This window comes from Kroppenstedtia guangzhouensis (genome assembly GCF_014637345.1).
Classification (GTDB): Bacteria; Bacillota; Bacilli; order Thermoactinomycetales; family DSM-45169; genus Kroppenstedtia; species Kroppenstedtia guangzhouensis.
Genome location: NZ_BMEX01000002.1, coordinates 124,300 through 141,359 on the forward strand (window position 1 = coordinate 124,300; position 17,060 = coordinate 141,359).

At 53.8% G+C, this 17,060-nt stretch carries 16 protein-coding genes; all 16 read right to left on the bottom strand.

Going from position 1 to position 17,060, the window contains the following annotated elements; translation table 11 throughout:
* Positions 1–8 precede the first annotated feature (8 nt).
* Positions 9–1,841: a DNA primase gene (dnaG, locus tag IEV46_RS03165; protein WP_229735878.1), complete on the bottom strand. Its 1,833-nt coding sequence runs from the start codon at positions 1,839–1,841 to the stop codon at positions 9–11.
* Positions 1,842–2,185: 344 nt separating this feature from the next.
* Entirely contained in the window at positions 2,186–4,822 is a 2,637-nt protein-coding gene (ppdK, locus tag IEV46_RS03170; RefSeq protein WP_188429813.1) for a pyruvate, phosphate dikinase, read from the bottom strand.
* Entirely contained in the window at positions 4,819–5,646 is an 828-nt protein-coding gene (locus tag IEV46_RS03175; RefSeq protein ID WP_188430330.1) for a pyruvate, water dikinase regulatory protein, read from the bottom strand. The genes ppdK and IEV46_RS03175 overlap by 4 nt, the downstream gene beginning before the upstream one ends.
* 22 nt (positions 5,647–5,668) lie before the next feature.
* The gene (gene ccpN / locus IEV46_RS03180) at positions 5,669–6,280 is read right to left on the bottom strand and encodes a transcriptional regulator CcpN (RefSeq protein ID WP_188429815.1); all 612 of its coding nucleotides are present in this window, start codon (positions 6,278–6,280) and stop codon (positions 5,669–5,671) included.
* A 193-nt stretch (positions 6,281–6,473) separates the two neighbouring features.
* Positions 6,474–8,564, bottom strand: a complete 2,091-nt coding sequence (gene glyS / locus IEV46_RS03185) for a glycine--tRNA ligase subunit beta (RefSeq protein WP_188429817.1) — start codon at positions 8,562–8,564, stop codon at positions 6,474–6,476.
* The gene (gene glyQ / locus IEV46_RS03190; RefSeq protein WP_188429819.1) at positions 8,557–9,444 is read right to left on the bottom strand and encodes a glycine--tRNA ligase subunit alpha; all 888 of its coding nucleotides are present in this window, start codon (positions 9,442–9,444) and stop codon (positions 8,557–8,559) included. Before glyQ ends, glyS begins: the two co-directional genes overlap by 8 nt.
* Positions 9,441–9,656, bottom strand: a complete 216-nt coding sequence (locus IEV46_RS03195; protein ID WP_188429820.1) for a hypothetical protein — start codon at positions 9,654–9,656, stop codon at positions 9,441–9,443. Before IEV46_RS03195 ends, glyQ begins: the two co-directional genes overlap by 4 nt.
* 98 nt (positions 9,657–9,754) lie before the next feature.
* Positions 9,755–10,507 carry a DNA repair protein RecO gene (gene recO, locus IEV46_RS03200; RefSeq protein WP_188429822.1) on the bottom strand — a complete coding sequence of 251 codons (753 nt, stop codon included), beginning with the start codon at positions 10,505–10,507 and terminating at the stop codon, positions 9,755–9,757.
* 12 nt (positions 10,508–10,519) lie between these two features.
* On the bottom strand, positions 10,520–10,660 hold the full coding sequence (locus tag IEV46_RS03205; RefSeq protein WP_188429824.1) for a YqzL family protein: 141 nt from the start codon (positions 10,658–10,660) through the stop codon (positions 10,520–10,522).
* Positions 10,661–10,760: 100 nt separating this feature from the next.
* Positions 10,761–11,663 carry a GTPase Era gene (era, locus tag IEV46_RS03210; protein WP_188429826.1) on the bottom strand — a complete coding sequence of 301 codons (903 nt, stop codon included), beginning with the start codon at positions 11,661–11,663 and terminating at the stop codon, positions 10,761–10,763.
* Positions 11,644–12,054 (bottom strand): cytidine deaminase, encoded by a 411-nt coding sequence (locus tag IEV46_RS03215; RefSeq protein ID WP_188429828.1) that lies wholly within the window; start codon positions 12,052–12,054, stop codon positions 11,644–11,646. The genes era and IEV46_RS03215 overlap by 20 nt, the downstream gene beginning before the upstream one ends.
* Positions 12,032–12,733 (bottom strand): DUF502 domain-containing protein, encoded by a 702-nt coding sequence (locus tag IEV46_RS03220; protein ID WP_188429830.1) that lies wholly within the window; start codon positions 12,731–12,733, stop codon positions 12,032–12,034. The genes IEV46_RS03215 and IEV46_RS03220 overlap by 23 nt, the downstream gene beginning before the upstream one ends.
* A 22-nt stretch (positions 12,734–12,755) precedes the next feature.
* Positions 12,756–13,445: a diacylglycerol kinase family protein gene (locus IEV46_RS03225; protein ID WP_188429832.1), complete on the bottom strand. Its 690-nt coding sequence runs from the start codon at positions 13,443–13,445 to the stop codon at positions 12,756–12,758.
* A gap of 6 nt (positions 13,446–13,451) precedes the next feature.
* Positions 13,452–13,925 carry an rRNA maturation RNase YbeY gene (ybeY, locus tag IEV46_RS03230; RefSeq protein WP_188429834.1) on the bottom strand — a complete coding sequence of 158 codons (474 nt, stop codon included), beginning with the start codon at positions 13,923–13,925 and terminating at the stop codon, positions 13,452–13,454.
* Positions 13,922–16,066, bottom strand: coding sequence for an HD family phosphohydrolase (locus tag IEV46_RS03235; RefSeq protein WP_188429836.1), 2,145 nt, complete (start codon positions 16,064–16,066; stop codon positions 13,922–13,924). Before IEV46_RS03235 ends, ybeY begins: the two co-directional genes overlap by 4 nt.
* A gap of 28 nt (positions 16,067–16,094) precedes the next feature.
* The gene (locus IEV46_RS03240; protein ID WP_188429838.1) at positions 16,095–17,054 is read right to left on the bottom strand and encodes a PhoH family protein; all 960 of its coding nucleotides are present in this window, start codon (positions 17,052–17,054) and stop codon (positions 16,095–16,097) included.
* Positions 17,055–17,060 lie beyond the last annotated feature (6 nt).

Genomic DNA, 17,060 nt, shown 5'->3' on the forward strand with positions numbered 1-17,060 from the left:
CCACTGCTTCAAGCCTGTTTGCGAACCTTTTCCCTCAGACGAATCAGTTCAACCCCGAGACGGGTGGCTTCCGCAATGTCACCAGCTCGTTCTGCCTGCTTGACCTGCTCTTTTTTTCGTTCAATTTCTTTATGAAGGGGATAATTGCGTATATGCCGGATATAATCGGAGATCTCCTCATCCGTCACCTCCGGCGTATTCAGGATCACCATCCCACTGGCTTCCCGTAACAGATGATCATCTTTGAGGTAGCGGAGAAATCGCCCGGGATCCGCAGGATTCCCTTCGGAGTAATAAGAATACAGATAGGCGGCAATGGCGGCGTGTATCTCGATGTTGAAGTCGGCCCCGACGGTCTGCATCACATGCTCTGCCACATTCCGGTCGTGCATCATCGCTTGCAGCAAACGCCTTTCCGCCTGTTCATGCGCTTGGGGACGGCGCCCCTGACCGACCATGTGTTTGCTTTTGTGATATCCATTATTCCACTTCCCCGTTCCTTTATCCCCGTTCCTTCCTCTCTTCTTCGATGCCATCTGCCGAAGTTCCTGTTTGAGAGCATCCAAAGAGAGATGAAACTCTTTTGCCAATCGCCGCAGATAATGATCCCGTTCGATCGCCCGGGGCAAATCCGCGATCACCTCGATCGCCCGGGTGAGGTAACCCATCTTTTCTTCCTCATCAACAAGGTTGAACCCCGCTTTAAGGGCTTCCAGCTTAAAGGCGGCATAGGGAAGAGCCTGTGCAATCACCTCTCCGGAAAAAGATGCGGCCCCGCGGGAACGTACAAAATCGTCAGGATCCATTCCCGGGGGCATCTTGGCTACCTTGACGACACACCCGTGCTCCTTCAGAACCTCCGCAGCCCGATCCGCCGCCTTTTGTCCAGCCCGATCGGAATCGTAACAGATCACGGCGGTACCGGCATTGCGGCGGATCACCCGGGCTTGGGACTCGGTCAAAGCGGTTCCCAAAGTGGCCACACCGGTGAACACCCCGGCCTGCCAAGCGGAGATCACATCCATATACCCTTCAAAAAGAATCACCTGCTCCGCCTTCCGGACTGCTTTTCGCGCGCGGTGAAGATTATAAAGGAATTTCCCTTTGTAAAACAGGGTGGTTTCAGGGCTGTTCAGGTACTTGGGCTGACCTTCCCCCAACACCCGCCCCCCAAAGGCGATCACCCGCCCCTGTGTGTCATGAATGGGAAACATGATCCTCCCCCGAAAGCGGTCAAACCATGCGGAAGGCCCTCGGGAGGGATCCCGTTCAACCAACAACCCCGCTTCCACCGCTGTTTTTTCATCTACACCGCGCCGTTTCAAAAAGTAATGGAGGAAATGGTAAGAATCAGGAGAAAATCCCAATTGAAACTCTTCCATTGTCTCCCGGGTGATCCCCCGTTTCATCAGGTACTCCCGAGCTTGTGAACCATGATCACTCTCCAGCAACATATGATGATACAGACGGGCGGCCAATTCGGTCACCACCCGAAGTTGTTGCCGTTTCTCCTCTTCCGGATCCCGGGTGTTCTCCCCCCGACTCCGGGGAAGTTGGATCCCTGCCTGATCCGCCAGCTGAGTGACGGCCTCCACAAAGGTCAACTGCTCTGTCTCCATCAAAAACCGGATCACATCGCCACCGGCCCCACAACCGAAACAATAGTATATCTGTTTGTCCGGGGATACGGAGAAGGAGGGTGTTCTCTCAGAATGAAACGGACACAGACCGAAAAAGTTTCGACCACTTTTCTTCAGTTGGACCGTCTGCCCCACCACATCGACAATATCGAAGTGATCCCGAATCCGGTCGATGACATCATCGGGAATTCGTCCCCCCATGAAATCACCGCCTTCTCCAAGCATGTACTTGTTCGCCAAAATTCGTCAAAATCCTTCACTCCGCGGGTAAGTAGATTATGGAAAACGAAGTGGAACAGGGGATCACCAGCCCATATCATCCAATTCTACAATATGATCGGGATTCCTTCCACCATCCAATTCCTTACCCTGTTTCCGAATTTGTCGAACTGTGTACGGACGTCCCTCGTTCTTATGTATTATACGCGGGCAGGCGGGAAAAATCCTTCCAGACCTTGACATTACCAAAAAGTTGTTCTCCGGATCAAAAAAGAGAAACACCCGGACAACAGGTGTTTCCAAGTACGGACGAGCCAGGGCGAAGATCAGGAGAGTGCAGCCTGAGCAGCTGCCAGCCGGGCTAGGGGAACTCTGAAGGGCGAGCAGCTGACATAATCCAACCCGGTCCTGTGGCAGAAATGAATGGAATTCTTCTCCCCTCCGTGTTCGCCGCAAATTCCTGTTTTCAGATGAGGCTTGGTTTTCCGCCCTTCCTGAACTCCGATGGAGACCAGACGACCCACCCCATCGGGATCCAGACTGATGAAGGGATTTTCCGGAAGGATCTTCCGGTCGATATAATGATGAAGGAACTTGCCTTCCGCATCATCCCGACTGTAACCGAAGGTGGTCTGGGTCAGATCATTGGTGCCAAAGGAGAAGAAATCGGCTTCCTCGGCAATATCAGCAGCGGTCAGAGCCGCCCGCGGCACTTCGATCATGGTTCCCACCTTGTACGGGATGCTCTTCCCGGTTCGGCCGGCGACCTGAACCGCCGTCTCTTCGACCCACTTGCGCAGCTCTCTCAGCTCATTCACATGACCCACCAGCGGAATCATAATCTCGGGCTGTACAGCAATCCCTTCTCCAATCACTTCCGCCGCCGCCAGGAAGATCGCTTCCACCTGCATAGCGTAAATTTCGGGATGAATCAGGCCGAGGCGACAGCCGCGATGCCCCAGCATCGGATTAAACTCGTGGAGCTGCCGAACTTTGCGCAACAGTTCCTCTTTCTCCCGAACAACTTTCGGATCGATTCCTTCGGTCATCTGCAACCGAACCCGTTCGGTCAGAAGATCCTCCAGGTTAGGAAGAAACTCATGGAGGGGAGGATCCAGGAGTCGAATGGTGACGGGAAGGCCGCCCATCTCCCTGAAGATTCCTGCAAAATCCGCTGTCTGCATGGGGAGCAGTTTGGCGAGGTACTTCTGTCTTTCTTCAGTCGACTCCGCCAGAATCATCTTCCGTACCAACGGGACCCGGTCCGCCGCCATAAACATGTGTTCCGTCCGACAAAGGCCCACACCCTGCGCCCCGAATTCCCGGGCTTTGGCCGCATCTTCCGGGTTATCCGCATTGGTCCGGACCTTGAGCGTACGAACTTCGTCAGCCCATCGGAGCAACCGTTGAAATTCCTCAGACAACTCCGGATCAATCAACGGCACCTCTCCCCGGATCACTTCCCCGGTTCCGCCGTCGATGGAAAGCACGTCCCCTTCCCGTAACAAAGCGTCTCCGATACGCAACTCTTTCTTTTTCGAATCAATCCGGGCCGTTTCACAACCACAGATACAAGGTTTTCCCATACCCCGGGCCACCACAGCGGCATGGCTGGTCATCCCGCCCCGGCTGGTGAGGATTCCCTGTGCACTGACCATCCCGTGAATATCTTCCGGTGTCGTCTCTGTCCGGACGAGAATCACTTTCTTCCCTTCCTGGGCTTGCCGTTCCGCGGTGTCCGCATCAAAGACGATCTGCCCTGATGCAGCACCCGGTGAAGCGGGAAGGCCCTTGACCAGAACATCCAATGGGGCATCGGGATCGATCCGCCGGTGCAACAGCTGATCCAGTTGATCCGGATCCACTCTCTTCAAAGCCGTCTTTTTATCGATCACGCCTTCTTCCACCATGTCGACGGCGATTTTTACAGCTGCCCGGGCCGTTCTTTTCCCGTTGCGTGTTTGCAGGATATAGAGCTTGCCCCGCTCCACGGTGAATTCAATATCCTGCATATCCCGGTAATGAGCCTCCAGCCGGGTGCTGATCCCGCGAAATTCTTCATAGATCAGGGGCAGACGCTCCGACAGGGCGGCGATCGGCTCCGGTGTCCGGATTCCGGCTACCACATCCTCCCCCTGAGCGTTGATCAGAAACTCCCCGTAGAGCATTTTTTCCCCGGTGGAGGGATTGCGGGTAAAAGCGACACCGGTGCCTGAGTCGTTCCCCATGTTTCCAAAAACCATCATCTGAACATTGACTGCTGTGCCCAGGCTGTCGCTGATCTTGTGTATTTTGCGGAAGATCCGTGCCCGCTGGTTGTTCCAGGAATCAAACACGGCGATGATTGATCGGTATAACTGTTCCATAGGGTCTTGGGGAAAGGAATTTCCGGTCTCTTCCCGGACGATGTGCTTGAAGTCTTCAATCACTGTTAACCAGTCCTCAGCGGTTACTTCTGTATCGGATTGAATCCCCAGCTCTTCTTTTTTCCCCTCGATCACCCGCTCAAACCGATAATGGGGAATCCCCAACACCACATCGGAGAACATCTGAATGAAGCGACGATAACAATCCCGGGCGAAGCGGGGGTCGCCCGTCAACTCCTCCAGCCCTTTCACTGTTTCATCGTTCAACCCGAGATTCAAAACGGTATCCATCATCCCCGGCATGGAGATGACCGCACCGGAACGGACAGAGACCAAAAGAGGATTCAGCGGATCCCCCAATTTTTTGCCCGTCTGTCGTTCCAAAGCGGACAGAGCTTGGCTGATCTCTCTTTTCCGTTCCTCTGTCAACTGCTGACCCGAGTCATAGTATTCGAGACAGGCTGCCGTGGTGATGGTGAACCCCTGCGGCACCGGAAGACCGGCCTTTGTCATTTCCCCAAGATTGGCTCCCTTTCCTCCCATCAGATCTTTCAAATCGAGTCCACCTTCCTGAAAGGGGATGATGGCTCGGCTCATAGTTGACTCCCTCCCTTTCGAAACATGTCGAGTATGATGTTGGCCGTTTCCTCCACCGCTTTGTTGGAGACATCCAAAATGGGACATCCCACCCGTTTCATCACTTTTTCGGAATATTCCAGCTCCTGGATAATACGATCCATATTGGCATAGTTGGCCTGAGCCGTCAAACCCAAGGACTTCAACCGCTCTCTCCGAATCCCGTTCAACTGATCGGGATCAATCGTAAGGCCGACACAACGTTCAGCCGGTACCATGAACAATTCGTCGGGCGGTTCCACTTCAGGAACCAGAGGCACGTTGGCTACTTTGAGACGCTTGTGGGCCAGATACATGGACAGGGGTGTCTTGGATGTCCGGGACACACCGATCAGAATCACATCCGCCCGCAGGATTCCCCGGGGATCCCGTCCGTCATCGTACTTGACGGCAAACTCGATGGCTTCCACTTTACGAAAATAATCATCGTCCATTTTGCGGACCAACCCCGGTTCCCGTCTCGGTTCCCTTTCATACAGGTCAGCCAGACCTCTGAGCATCGGCCCCATGATATCGACGACGGGCACCCCACGCTCCTCCGCCATTTTCAGGATATAGGTCCGCAATTCGGACACGACCATGGTGAAAGCAATCATCCCTCCCACTTCAGCGGCGGCTTCCACCGTCTCCCGAATTGTTTTTTTGTCATCCACATAAGGGGTGCGGCGGATTTCCACATCCCCTCCGTTAAATTGACTGGATGCTGCCCGGACGACAAGTTCGGCGGTTTCCCCGACGGAGTCGGACAAGACATAGACGACGGGGGCATGCAGTTGGCTTGAAATGATTCTTCCCTCCCTGACTCTCTCAAACAGACGAGCCTTCTCCCAGTTCCACAAAGGCTTTGGTGATGGTCGTTTTGGTGATCCGTCCGACGATTTCCAGTTGGTCCCTGCCGCTTCCCTCTTTGACCACAGGCAGGGAATCCACTTGGTTATAGATCAATTTGCCGGCTGCGTCCAAGAGGGATTCCTGCAAACGACAGGTGACAATATTGGGCATGCGGGTCATAATCACTCCCACTGGGATCGTCTGTAGATCTTGATTCCCCATGGAACTCTTCAATAGATCCTTCCGGGAGATCACACCGACTAGAAATCCCCCTTCCTTTACGACAAACAAGGTCCCCACATCTTCCAGAAACATGGTGCAGATCGCATCATAGACGGAAGTCTCTTCCTGACAGACAACAGGGACCGACTTATAATCCTTCACTGTCAACTTGCGGATGTGTTCACCAAGAAGCTGATTGCCTGTCTTTCCCGAATAAAAGTATCCCACCCGCGGCCGGGCGTCCAAAAAACCGGACATCGTCAGGATGGCCAGGTCCGGCCGCAAGGTGGCCCGGGTCAGATTCAGTCGCTCCGCGATTTGTTCCCCCGTGATGGGACCTTCATCTTTTACGATCCGTATAATCATTTCCTGGCGTTCCGACAGTTGGATTGGGTCACACCCCCTTAAAAGCAAAGACAATCCAATAATATGTCATACTTAATACATGTATTTAGATATAGTATATACTATATCGGACCTACGTTTTTCGCAACTCTTTTCCCTGGCAATTTTTTAATAAAAAGGGACGGTACCAGACCGTCCCCTGTTCAGAATTGATTCAGGATGGAAACACGATTTTATTAAATGCGGCAAACCTTTTCGTCAGCCGATCCGTCTCCTGAAGTAAGGCCAGACGATTGGTGCGGGTGGTCTCATCCTCCACCATGACCAGCACATCATCAAAAAAACGGTGAATGGCCGGGGCCAGTTTGGCGATGGCGGCAAACATTCCCTCTGCATCCTGTTGCTCCTGTGCCGTGGAGAAATCTTCGGAAGCGGATCGGATGGAAGCGTACAATTCCCGTTCCGCCCACACCTCCAACAGATCCCGGTTGACCGTCAAATCCGGTTCTCCTTTGGCGGCCAAGTTGGATGCCCGGCTGAACCCCTCCACGATCATTTTGAAATCCTCACGGGTTACCGCATCCGTCAATACCCGTGCTTTCTCGAGCATCAACTGAGGGGTGGAAAGGTCAGATAGAAGGACTGCATCGATCAGATCATAACGGATTCCCTCTTCCTGCAGCGCCCCTTTCAAACGAAGGTGGAAGAATTGGGAGATCTCTTCTTTCACTTCTTCCCGGTCCCGTTTCAGCCAGCCGTCTGCTTGCAGAGAATCCAAAGATAGGTCGATCAGGGTGGACAGGGGCAATCCACTCCAGCCCCGGTCCATCAGAATATGGACCACTGCGGATGCCTTTCTGCGCAAACCGTAGGGATCCTGAGATCCTGTCGGTTGAATTCCGAGGGAAAAAGCTGCCGCGACGGCATCCATTTTGTCTGCCAGACTGATCAAAGCCCCCAATCTTCCCTCAGGCAAGCGATCACCGGCAAAACGGGGATAATGATGTTCCATAATGGCCCGGGCCACTTCCGGATCTTCACCTGCCCGGCGGGCATACTCTTCTCCCATCACCCCACTCAGCTCGGGAAACTCATCCACCATATGGGTGGACAGATCAAATTTGCAGATGTCCGCCGCGCGGAAGAGCAGGCTTCGTTCCGGGTTCTCCAGGCCCAGACGATCTGCCAGTTCTTCCACTAGTTTCCGGATCCTCCGCACTTGATCCCCTACACTTCCCAATCCTTCCAGATAGACCACATCATCCAGCTTGGCCGCCGCGGCGGAGAGAGAGAGTTTTAAATCCTCCTCATAGAAAAAACGGGCATCCGCCAGGCGTGCGGACAACACTTTTTCATTGCCTTTGGCCACTTGATCCAAGCCTCGATTGTCTCCGTTTCGTACAGTGACAAAATGGGCCAACAGATTTTGATCCCGGTCCCTGACCGGAAAATAACGTTGATGCTCCCGCATGGTGGTGATCAGAACCGCCTCCGGAAGCTCGAGGTAACGCTCATGAAAAGACCCGGACAAAGCGGTGGGAATCTCCACCAATTGGGTCACCTCGTCCAAAAGCTCCTCATCCACGGGAATCCGCCACCCGTTCTGTTCCTCCATCCGGTGGAGTTGTTGACGGATCTCTTCCCGACGCTCCTCCATGTCAACCATCACTTTCTGATCACGGAGGGTCTCCACATAGTCTGCCGGTTGTCCAATTTCGGTTTCCCCGCCGAGAAAGCGGTGCCCAAAAGTGCGCCTGCCGCCGGTGACGCCGGCCCATTTTACCGGTACCAATTCATCTCCGAAGAGACAGACCAACCACCGAACCGGGCGAATAAACCGGGTCCGACGCTCCCCCCATCGCATCGCTTTGGGGAAATGAAGTCCCCCGAGGACATCTGCCAACCCCTCCTGAATCAAGGTGACTGTCTGTTTCCCCTCTTGGAGCTTATGGGCAAAGACATAGGTTTCCCCTTTATATTCGCGCAATTGCAATTGGTCAGTGGAGATTCCCTGTTTACGTGCGAAACCTTCCGCCGCCTTTGTCCAACTCCCATCCTCTGCGACTGCGATTCGCTTTGCGGGGCCGCGAACTTCTTCTTCCACATCCGCTTGGGCATCAGCCACATCTTCTACCAACACGGCCAGACGGCGCGGGGTGGCATAGGTTTTCACCTTGCCAAAGGAGAGCCGGTTCTCTTCCATCCACCGGGTCAATTTTTCCCGTAACTGCTGTACCCCGCTTTCCACAAAACGCGCGGGGATCTCTTCACAGCCGATCTCCACCAACCAATCTTGTTCAGCCATGCTGGATCCCTCCCTGTTTCAGCATTGGAAATCCGAGGCGTTCCCGTTCCTCCACATAGGTTTTGGCACAGCGACGGGCCAACCCCCGCACCCGGGCCAGATATCCTGTCCTTTCCGAAACACTGATCGCACCCCGGGCGTCCAGAAGATTAAAGGTGTGGGAACACTTCAGCACATAATCGTAGGCGGGGAAGACCAAGTGTTCATCCAGTGCCCGCCCCGCTTCCTGTTCATAGGCGTCAAACCAGCGAAAGAGTTGATCCGTGTCGGAGATTTCAAAGGAATACCTGGAATGTTCAACCTCCGGCTGCTTGAAAATATCCCCGTAGGTGACACCCTCCACCCAAGTCAATTCATAAATGTTCTCCTTATTCTGGATGTAAGAGGCGAGGCGTTCTAAACCGTATGTAATCTCCACGGAAACCGGAGCCGCCTCCAAACCGCCGATCTGTTGAAAGTAAGTGAACTGGGTGATTTCCATTCCGTCCAACCAAACTTCCCATCCAAGTCCCGACGCTCCCAAAGCTGGATTTTCCCAGTTGTCCTCCACAAACCGGATATCATGTTCCAAAGGATTGATTCCCAGCTCTTCCAAGCTTTTCAGATATAACTCCTGTATATTGTCCGGAGACGGTTTCATAATCACCTGGAATTGATGGTGCTGGTAGACCCGGTTCGGGTTTTCTCCATACCGGCCGTCCGCCGGACGCCGAGAGGGTTCCACATAGGCTACATTCCATGGTTCCGGGCCGAGTGACCGCAAAAAGGTCATGGGGTTCATGGTTCCCGCCCCGGTTTCCACATCGTAGGGCTGTGCCAAAACACAGCCTCTGGCACTCCAGTAGGATTGCAATTTCAAGATGATCTCTTGTATGTTCATTCCATCCCACCTCCAAAACTGAGCATAAAAAAACCTTCCACCCCTCGGAAGCATGCACCGCTCCCATAGGGACGGGAGGTTTCCCGCGGTTCCACCCTATTTGACCGGTCAGCCGATCCGCCGTCACCGGTCCCCTCGATTCCATTGCGCTCCAGACCGCCCTTCACCGGGTTTGTGGCCGGGCTTTCACCCTCCCCGACTCGCTTGGTCACAAATGGACCGGCTACTCCCTTCTCTCATCGCGCATTTTCAATATTGTTTTTCCGGATATTGTAGTTATATCAAATCCCATGCGGCTGTGTCAATGATCTCACCCATTCCGCCAGTCTTTTTTCATTCGGTCCAAAAAATCCCGGGATCGAAGAGGCAAGGCGATGTATTCATCGATAAAGGAGCGAAGGATCCGCTCCAGTTGACGTCGGGTCTCCTCTTTCACCCGGATTTGCCCCAACCGATGCGGTGTGATTGCACCCAAGGTTCCGAGAACCCGTGCAGCGGCGGGGGAAAGAAAAAGAGCTCCCGGATCTCGGGAGGAGCACTCCGGACAGAGGAATCCTCCCTGTCGGATGCTGAATTTGACAGGGAGATTTGCACTTCCGCAATGGACACAGCCCTCCAGGCGTGGGCGATACCCGGTGGACTCCAACACTTTCAATTCGAAAATTCTGGACAGGATTTCTGGGTCCGCCCCCTCCTCCAACATGTTCAATACTGTCTCCAACCAGATATGGATCGGCGGATCCGGTTCTTTTTCCTCTTTCAGTTTGTCCAGAAATTCCGTCCAATAGGCTGCATAGGAAGCTAGAATCAGATCGGAACGAAGGAGATGCCTGGATTTAAGAATGTCTCCTTGGGACAGGGTGGCCATCCCGGATCCGGTATAGCAGAGGTATTGTCCCGAGGTAAAGGGCTGAGTCACCGCCGCCAACCGACTTTTTGGTTTTTTAGCCCCCCTGGCCATCACCGCAAACTTGCCATACTCCCTCGTAAACAGAATGACCACTTTATGGCTTTCTCCATAATCCCGAGTCCGGATGACGATCCCTTCCAATTTTTCCAACATCAGTGATTCCCCTCAGCTCTTCTTCTCCTTTTCCTTCTCCCGCAATACGATGTCTGGTTCTCTCCGCTCGGCGAGGGTTTCAGTATCTTTATACAGGAGATACGCATCTATATTGCCGGTTACCGCAAAACAATTCCAGGAAAAATTGCGCAAACCGTCTCATCCTTTCCGCCGACGAATCTCGTGCTAACGGTTAGGATGACCTCCAGAGAAGAGAGTATGAACGGCAGTTTCTAGATATTGTTTCCACCTGTCACTCTTCATCACGGTAGCCGAACTGCCGCAACAGAAACTCCTCGTTTGGCCAATCTTTTTTCACCTTCACCCACAGATCGAGGTAAACCCGGCTTCCCAACAAGCGCTGGATCTCTTTCCTGGCCCGTCGGCCCACCTCTTTCAACATGGAGCCTTGTTTGCCGATCAGGATCCCCTTCTGGGATGGGCGTTCGGTGTAGATGGTGGCCCGCACAAACATTCGGCCCTCTTCTTCCTCTTTCATCTCCTCCACTACCACCGCCACCGAATGGGGTACCTCTTCCCGGGTCAGGTGGAGCACCTTTTCCCGGACCAACTCCCCGATGATAAACCTCTCCGGGTGATCGGTGACATACTCGGATGGGTAATAGGCGGGCCCTTCGGGCAACTCCCGGCGGATCAGCTCCAGGAGAGTGGAGGTGTTATTTCCGTACAGTGCGGAAACCGGCACAACCTCCCGGAATGAGAACACTTTTCGATACCCGTCGATCAGGGGCAGCAGAGTGTCGGGATGCACCTGATCGATCTTGTTGACCACCAAAAAGACCGGAGTCTTCACCGCTTTCAACTGTTCCATGATAAACCGGTCCCCAGGTCCCATCCCTTCCTTTGCATCCACCAGGAACAGGATGACATCCACCTCTTCAAAGGTCTCCCGTGCTGTCTGAACCATCCAATCTCCCAGTCGGGATTTGGGTTTGTGAATCCCCGGGGTGTCCAGGAATATGATCTGTTCCTCCTCAGTGGTATACACCCCCCGGATTTTGTTCCGGGTCGTCTGAGGTTTATCCGACATGATGGCCACTTTTTGTCCCAACACCTGGTTCAGCAGGGTCGATTTCCCCACATTGGGCCGTCCGATCAGAGTGACAAAACCGGATTTAAACACTAGCTCCTTCATTGAGTTCCTCCTTGTCAAAGGCACCGGGTAACAGCTCACTGACGGTAGTTTCCCGAATTTTCCCTTCCAGGTTGGCGAGATATACTTTCATCCCGGGGGAACAAAATTCAACCATCACCTGCCGACACGCCCCACAAGGAGAGACGGGGCCCGCAGTGGCCCCCACCACCGCAAGGGCCTGAAATTTCCCCGCCCCTTCGGACACTGCCTTGAAAAAGGCGGTTCGTTCCGCACAATTGGTCAGGCCGAAGGAGGCATTCTCCACATTGCAACCGGAAAAAATCCTTCCGTCTTCCGCCAAGAGAGCCGCCCCCACCGGAAACTTGGAGTAGGGTACGTAAGCCCGTTGCCGTGCTTTTTTCGCTTCTTCAATCAACTGTTCCCGGTTCAACCGAAATCCCTTCTTTCCTGTGATCCTTGACCGGACCGATTTCCCTGACAGGGGGCACAACCACCCCGCCGGAGATGATATACTTCAGCCCATCTTCCACAGACATGTTCAAAAAGACCACATCTGCCGCGGGAACGAGAACCAGCCACCCCGAAGTGGGGTTGGGTGTGGTCGGCAGGAAAATATTAAGCAACTGGTTCTTCTCCTCTCTCTGGATCTCCCCGCTTCCTTCCCCCGTGTAAAACCCGAGGGTGTAGACTCCTTTTCGCGGGTATTCTACCATCACCACTCGTTTAAAACTGGTCTTATCATGGGCGAAGGCACTTATGACCTGTTGAACCGTCGAGTAAATGTTCCGTGCCAGGGGGATCCGTGAGAAAAGATGCTCCGTGAAGCGGAGCACCTGTTTCCCGATCAAACTGCGGGCCATCATCCCGATCAAGATGAGAATTCCCAGTGTGAGCAGGGTACCCACACCGGGGATGTGGGTGTGAAACACAATTCCCCCAATCACCAAAGGAAACTGCACCACACCCAACCAATGAAGAAGCTTGGCCGTCGCCACTCCCAGAGTCGGATCGATAATTGCAAAAAGAAGTTTCAGAACATAGAGGGTCGCCACTGTGGGGAGAAGGGCGATCACCCCCAAAATGAGATATGTACGGATCCGTTTCCACATCCGGTTGGGCTCTCCTTTCCAATCACATCAGAAAAAAACCGGCGACAGCAACAACAACCCCCAGAAACACTCCAAGAAGGACAGCCGGTTTCCCGGTTTTCATCCGCAGTCGGGTGCCCAGGAGAAGAAAATACAACAGCAACACAAGAATCATCACCAACCAATTGGCTGTCATCATCATCAGAGAAACTGCAATCAGGCTGGCCAATGACATCGTGATGCTGGGCTCCCACTCCGGCCTGTCGATCCGGTTAAAAAGCCCTTTCAAGGAAAGAGTGAGGAAAAAGTCGAAAACAATCAAGGCTGCCAATCCGATGTTGAGAGGGTGGGCTGTTCGCTCCGGGAACTGGAGAGAGAGGATATCCAAGTAGGGGTAGAAGATACTGAGCCCGACCACCACCGACATCCCCGCGGACAGAAGCACTGCTCCCGCCGCCACATCTTTCGCCACCTTGGCCAGGGGGTGGAAATCCCGGGTCACCAGATCGATCACCGTTTCGACGGCTGTATTTATCAGCTCGGCCACGATCACCAGGAGAATACAGACAAAGAGAATCAATATCTCCACTTTGGTGAGGGGAAGCCACAGGCTGAACAACAGCACACCGAGAGCGGCCAGAAAATGAATCCGCATGTTCTGCTGGGTGACGAGGGTGTATTTGAGACCTTCCAAGGCGTAGCGGAAACTGGCCCATAATGAGGATTTCCGCATCTCCAATCACCCCTGTCTAGTCAATCCGACCTGGGACAAGATCGCCTCCTGTCGGGAAAACATCTCCTCTTCCTCTTCAGCAGTTTCGTGATCATATCCGAGCAAGTGCAAAAAGCCGTGCACTGCAAGAAAACCCAATTCCCGTTCCAAGGAGTGCCCGTACAGTTCAGCCTGCTCTTTCGCCCTCGGGAGAGAGATGACAATATCCCCAAGGGGGAGGGGTTCCCCTTGGGGGGATCCCCATTCTTCCCCCGGATCCCACTGGGGGAAAGAAAGCACATCCGTCGGCCGGTCCACCTGCCGGTACTCCCGGTTCAAACGGTGAATCTCCTCATCATCCACAATGGTCACCGCCACCTCCGCAGGCGGCGTCGACTCCCCTTCGGCCGCCTGCATGAGACAACGCTCCACCCAGGGCAGCCATTTTTCTTCCTCTTCCATAAGATGGGGGCGAACCACTGATTCCACACGCAGACTCATGCAAGCTTCACCCCTTTCCCTTGGTGCTCTTCCGGATACTCGATTCTGGAGTGAAATATCCCCTGAAGTGTTTCACAGATGGAGCGGGCAATCAGATCCAGCTCCTTGAATGTCAGATCACATTCATCAAACTGTCCATCTTCCAGACGATCCTGGATGATCTTTCGCACCATGTTCTCCACCCTCTCCGGGCTGGGCCGGGCCAGAGAGCGAACCGCCGCTTCCACACAATCGGCAATACCCACGATGGCCGCCTCCTTAAACTGGGCCTTGGGTCCCGGATAACGGTAATCCGCCTCCAACACCTGGGCACCGTCACTCTGTTCCCGTGCCTTGTGATAGAAATATTTGAGCAAGGTGGTGCCGTGGTGTTGGGCGGCGATATCACAGATCGGCGTGGGAATGTGATGCTCTTTGAGCATCTCACAGCCATCCTTGGCATGAGAGATGATGATACTCTTGCTCAGATTGGGAGATATTTTATCGTGGGGATTTTCCGCCATCTGATTTTCAATGAAAAACTGCGGTCGTTTGGTTTTGCCCACATCATGATAATAAGCACCCACCCGGCAGAGCAGACCATTGGCCCCGATTGCTTCCGCGGCGGCTTCCGCCAAGTTGCCCACGATCACCGAATGATGGTAGGTCCCCGGAGTCTCGATCAGCAGTTTCCTCAACAGCGGATGGTTGGGATTTGAAAGCTCCAAGAGCCGCAAAGGGGACAGCATGTCAAAAACCGTTTCAAAATGCTGCAGGAATCCAATGGTCAACACCGCCGAAAAAATCCCACCGGCCGCTCCAAACGCGAGGGACTGAAGCAGAACCCACCCGTCTCCGTCCACCGGAACCAGCGCATACAATGCCGCGATGGTGAGGACGCTGGCTCCCGATGAAAAAAGTCCGGCGCGGAAAATGGACAACCGGTTGCGAACCCCGGATAAGGCAAAGGCGGCGGCTGAACCGCTCACAAAAGAGACCAAACCGTATCGGAAGTCAAACAAAACATGACTGCCTTCGTTAAAATACATCCCCGAAAATACCCCGAACAGGATCGCACACCACAACGCCAACTGCAAATCCAGCAGAAGGGCGATCAGCATCGTTCCCAGGGCGGCGGGGGCCATATAACCCACAGTGCTCCATTCCAAATTCTGCCCCAAGCTGATCACCTTCATCCCCAGCATGGTGAGCAGGAACACTGACAACAGCATGGTGGTCTTCACATTGTCTCTGTATACTTCCGGACGGAACCAACGGACGAAAAAGGCGAGCAATCCCAGAACCACCGCGATCAACAGAGCCAAACCGAAATAGGGGATTGGATCGGTGTATCTCCCCAAAAATCCGAGCTCTTCCAGCTTCCGATACTGATCCTTGGTCACCACATCCCCGGCAGCAACGATGACATCCCCTTTTCGGATCGGAATCGGTTCCACGCTGTCCCTGGCTGCATCCTGCAGCTTCTCTGTCCGGTTTTTGTCATAAAATTCATTGGGAACAATCATCTGCCGGGACAATTCACGCACAACATAACGGGCTTGACTGCCCAGAGAGGAGGTGACCAATCCCCGATCCACCCGATCCCTCTCTTTTTCCAGCTCATTTTTGCGAACGCCGTCAGCCAGGATCTCCTGCACCATTTCCCGGCTGAGGATTCTCATCTCCGTCCATTCGCCGTCCTTCACATGGACCAGTTTATGATAAAACTCATCGGACAAACCGTAGGGAAGCACTTCTTTCAGGTTGGCGATTTTCTCCTTGTTGCTCTTGTCAGCATCGGAAAGATGGCTCTGAATCTCATTGAAAATCGTCTCCAACCTTTTAACCTGCCGATCTGCCAACTGTTCATCAATCCGGTACTGTTTCCCCACAGATTGAGCCGCTTTTTCCCGAACTTTCTCAGTCGCTTCCTGGTCCACCTTGGTTACAGGGGATACGATGGACTCCTTGGCCACTTTGCCGGGGGAAATATCATTATACTGTTGCGGGAGAACCTGTCCCATCAACAGAAGGTAGCATAAAGCACCCAGTCCCAAGTACAGCAAAAGCCGGACTCGCCGGCTCGTCTTCCAGCGGTCCGACAGACGGAACCGTTTGCGAAAGGAAAACCCGGGTTTTGGCTTTGTCTCTTCATTCAACATAGGACCGACTCCTTATCGCGTCGAATGATCACTCTGTTTCGGCGTAGGCATCGATCACCTTCTGAACCAGTGTATGACGGACCACATCCGATTGGGTCAGACGGACAAACTGTATTTCTTCCACCGACTTCAGGACCCGCTCCGCTTCCCTCAGCCCGGACTGCTTCCCCTTGGGGAGATCCACCTGGGTCACATCGCCGGTTACCACCATTTTGGATCCAAAGCCCAATCGAGTGAGGAACATCTTCATCTGCTCATGGGTTGTGTTTTGAGCTTCATCCAGAATGACAAAGGAATCCTCCAGGGTTCTCCCCCGCATGTAAGCCAGCGGAGCCACTTCGATCATGCCCCGTTCCATCAGTTTGCTCACTTGCTCCACCCCGAGCATGGTGTAGAGGCTGTCGTACAACGGACGCAGGTATGGATCCACCTTCTCCTGAAGATCGCCGGGGAGAAAACCGAGATTTTCCCCAGCTTCCACAGCGGGGCGGGTCAGAACAATCCGTTTGACCTGATTGGATTTCAAAGCGGTGACCGCCAACACCACCGCCAAAAAGGTTTTACCGGTACCGGCAGGCCCAATGCCAAACACGATGTCCGATTTTTTGATCGCGGTGATATAGTGGCGTTGGCCCAAGGTTTTGACCCGGACCGGCTTTCCCTTGTGGGTGACTCCGATTTGTTCATCGTACAGTTCCAAAAGTTCGTCTGCCAGTCCATCACGGGCCAACCGCTCCGCATAGATCAAATCCCGCTCGGTCAATTTCACCCCACGGCGCACCAACGCCAACAACACGCGAAACAGGTGGCCCAACACTTCCAGCTCCCCAGGGGAACCGGAAATGGCCACCTCTTCCCCGCGGGAAATGATCTTGGCCGACGTCTGGTCCTGAATCATCCGCAAAAACCCATCCTGCGGCCCAAACAGTTCCAGTGCTTCATTGGCATCCTGCAACCGGATTTTGATGGTTTTCTCCTGCTGTTGCAAATGGCT

Excerpts from the sequence above, each read along its gene's own strand:
- dnaG (WP_229735878.1), bottom strand. The coding sequence starts at position 1,841 with ATGGGGGGACGAATTCCCGATGATGTCATCGACCGGATTCGGGATCAC.
- ppdK (WP_188429813.1), bottom strand. The coding sequence starts at position 4,822 with ATGAGCCGAGCCATCATCCCCTTTCAGGAAGGTGGACTCGATTTGAAA.
- ccpN (WP_188429815.1), bottom strand. The coding sequence starts at position 6,280 with ATGATTATACGGATCGTAAAAGATGAAGGTCCCATCACGGGGGAACAA.
- glyS (WP_188429817.1), bottom strand. The coding sequence starts at position 8,564 with ATGGCTGAACAAGATTGGTTGGTGGAGATCGGCTGTGAAGAGATCCCC.
- glyQ (WP_188429819.1), bottom strand. The coding sequence starts at position 9,444 with ATGAACATACAAGAGATCATCTTGAAATTGCAATCCTACTGGAGTGCC.
- recO (WP_188429822.1), bottom strand. The coding sequence starts at position 10,507 with ATGTTGGAAAAATTGGAAGGGATCGTCATCCGGACTCGGGATTATGGA.
- era (WP_188429826.1), bottom strand. The coding sequence starts at position 11,663 with ATGAAGGAGCTAGTGTTTAAATCCGGTTTTGTCACTCTGATCGGACGG.
- IEV46_RS03220 (WP_188429830.1), bottom strand. The coding sequence starts at position 12,733 with ATGTGGAAACGGATCCGTACATATCTCATTTTGGGGGTGATCGCCCTT.
- IEV46_RS03225 (WP_188429832.1), bottom strand. The coding sequence starts at position 13,445 with ATGCGGAAATCCTCATTATGGGCCAGTTTCCGCTACGCCTTGGAAGGT.
- ybeY (WP_188429834.1), bottom strand. The coding sequence starts at position 13,925 with ATGAGTCTGCGTGTGGAATCAGTGGTTCGCCCCCATCTTATGGAAGAG.
- IEV46_RS03235 (WP_188429836.1), bottom strand. The coding sequence starts at position 16,066 with ATGTTGAATGAAGAGACAAAGCCAAAACCCGGGTTTTCCTTTCGCAAA.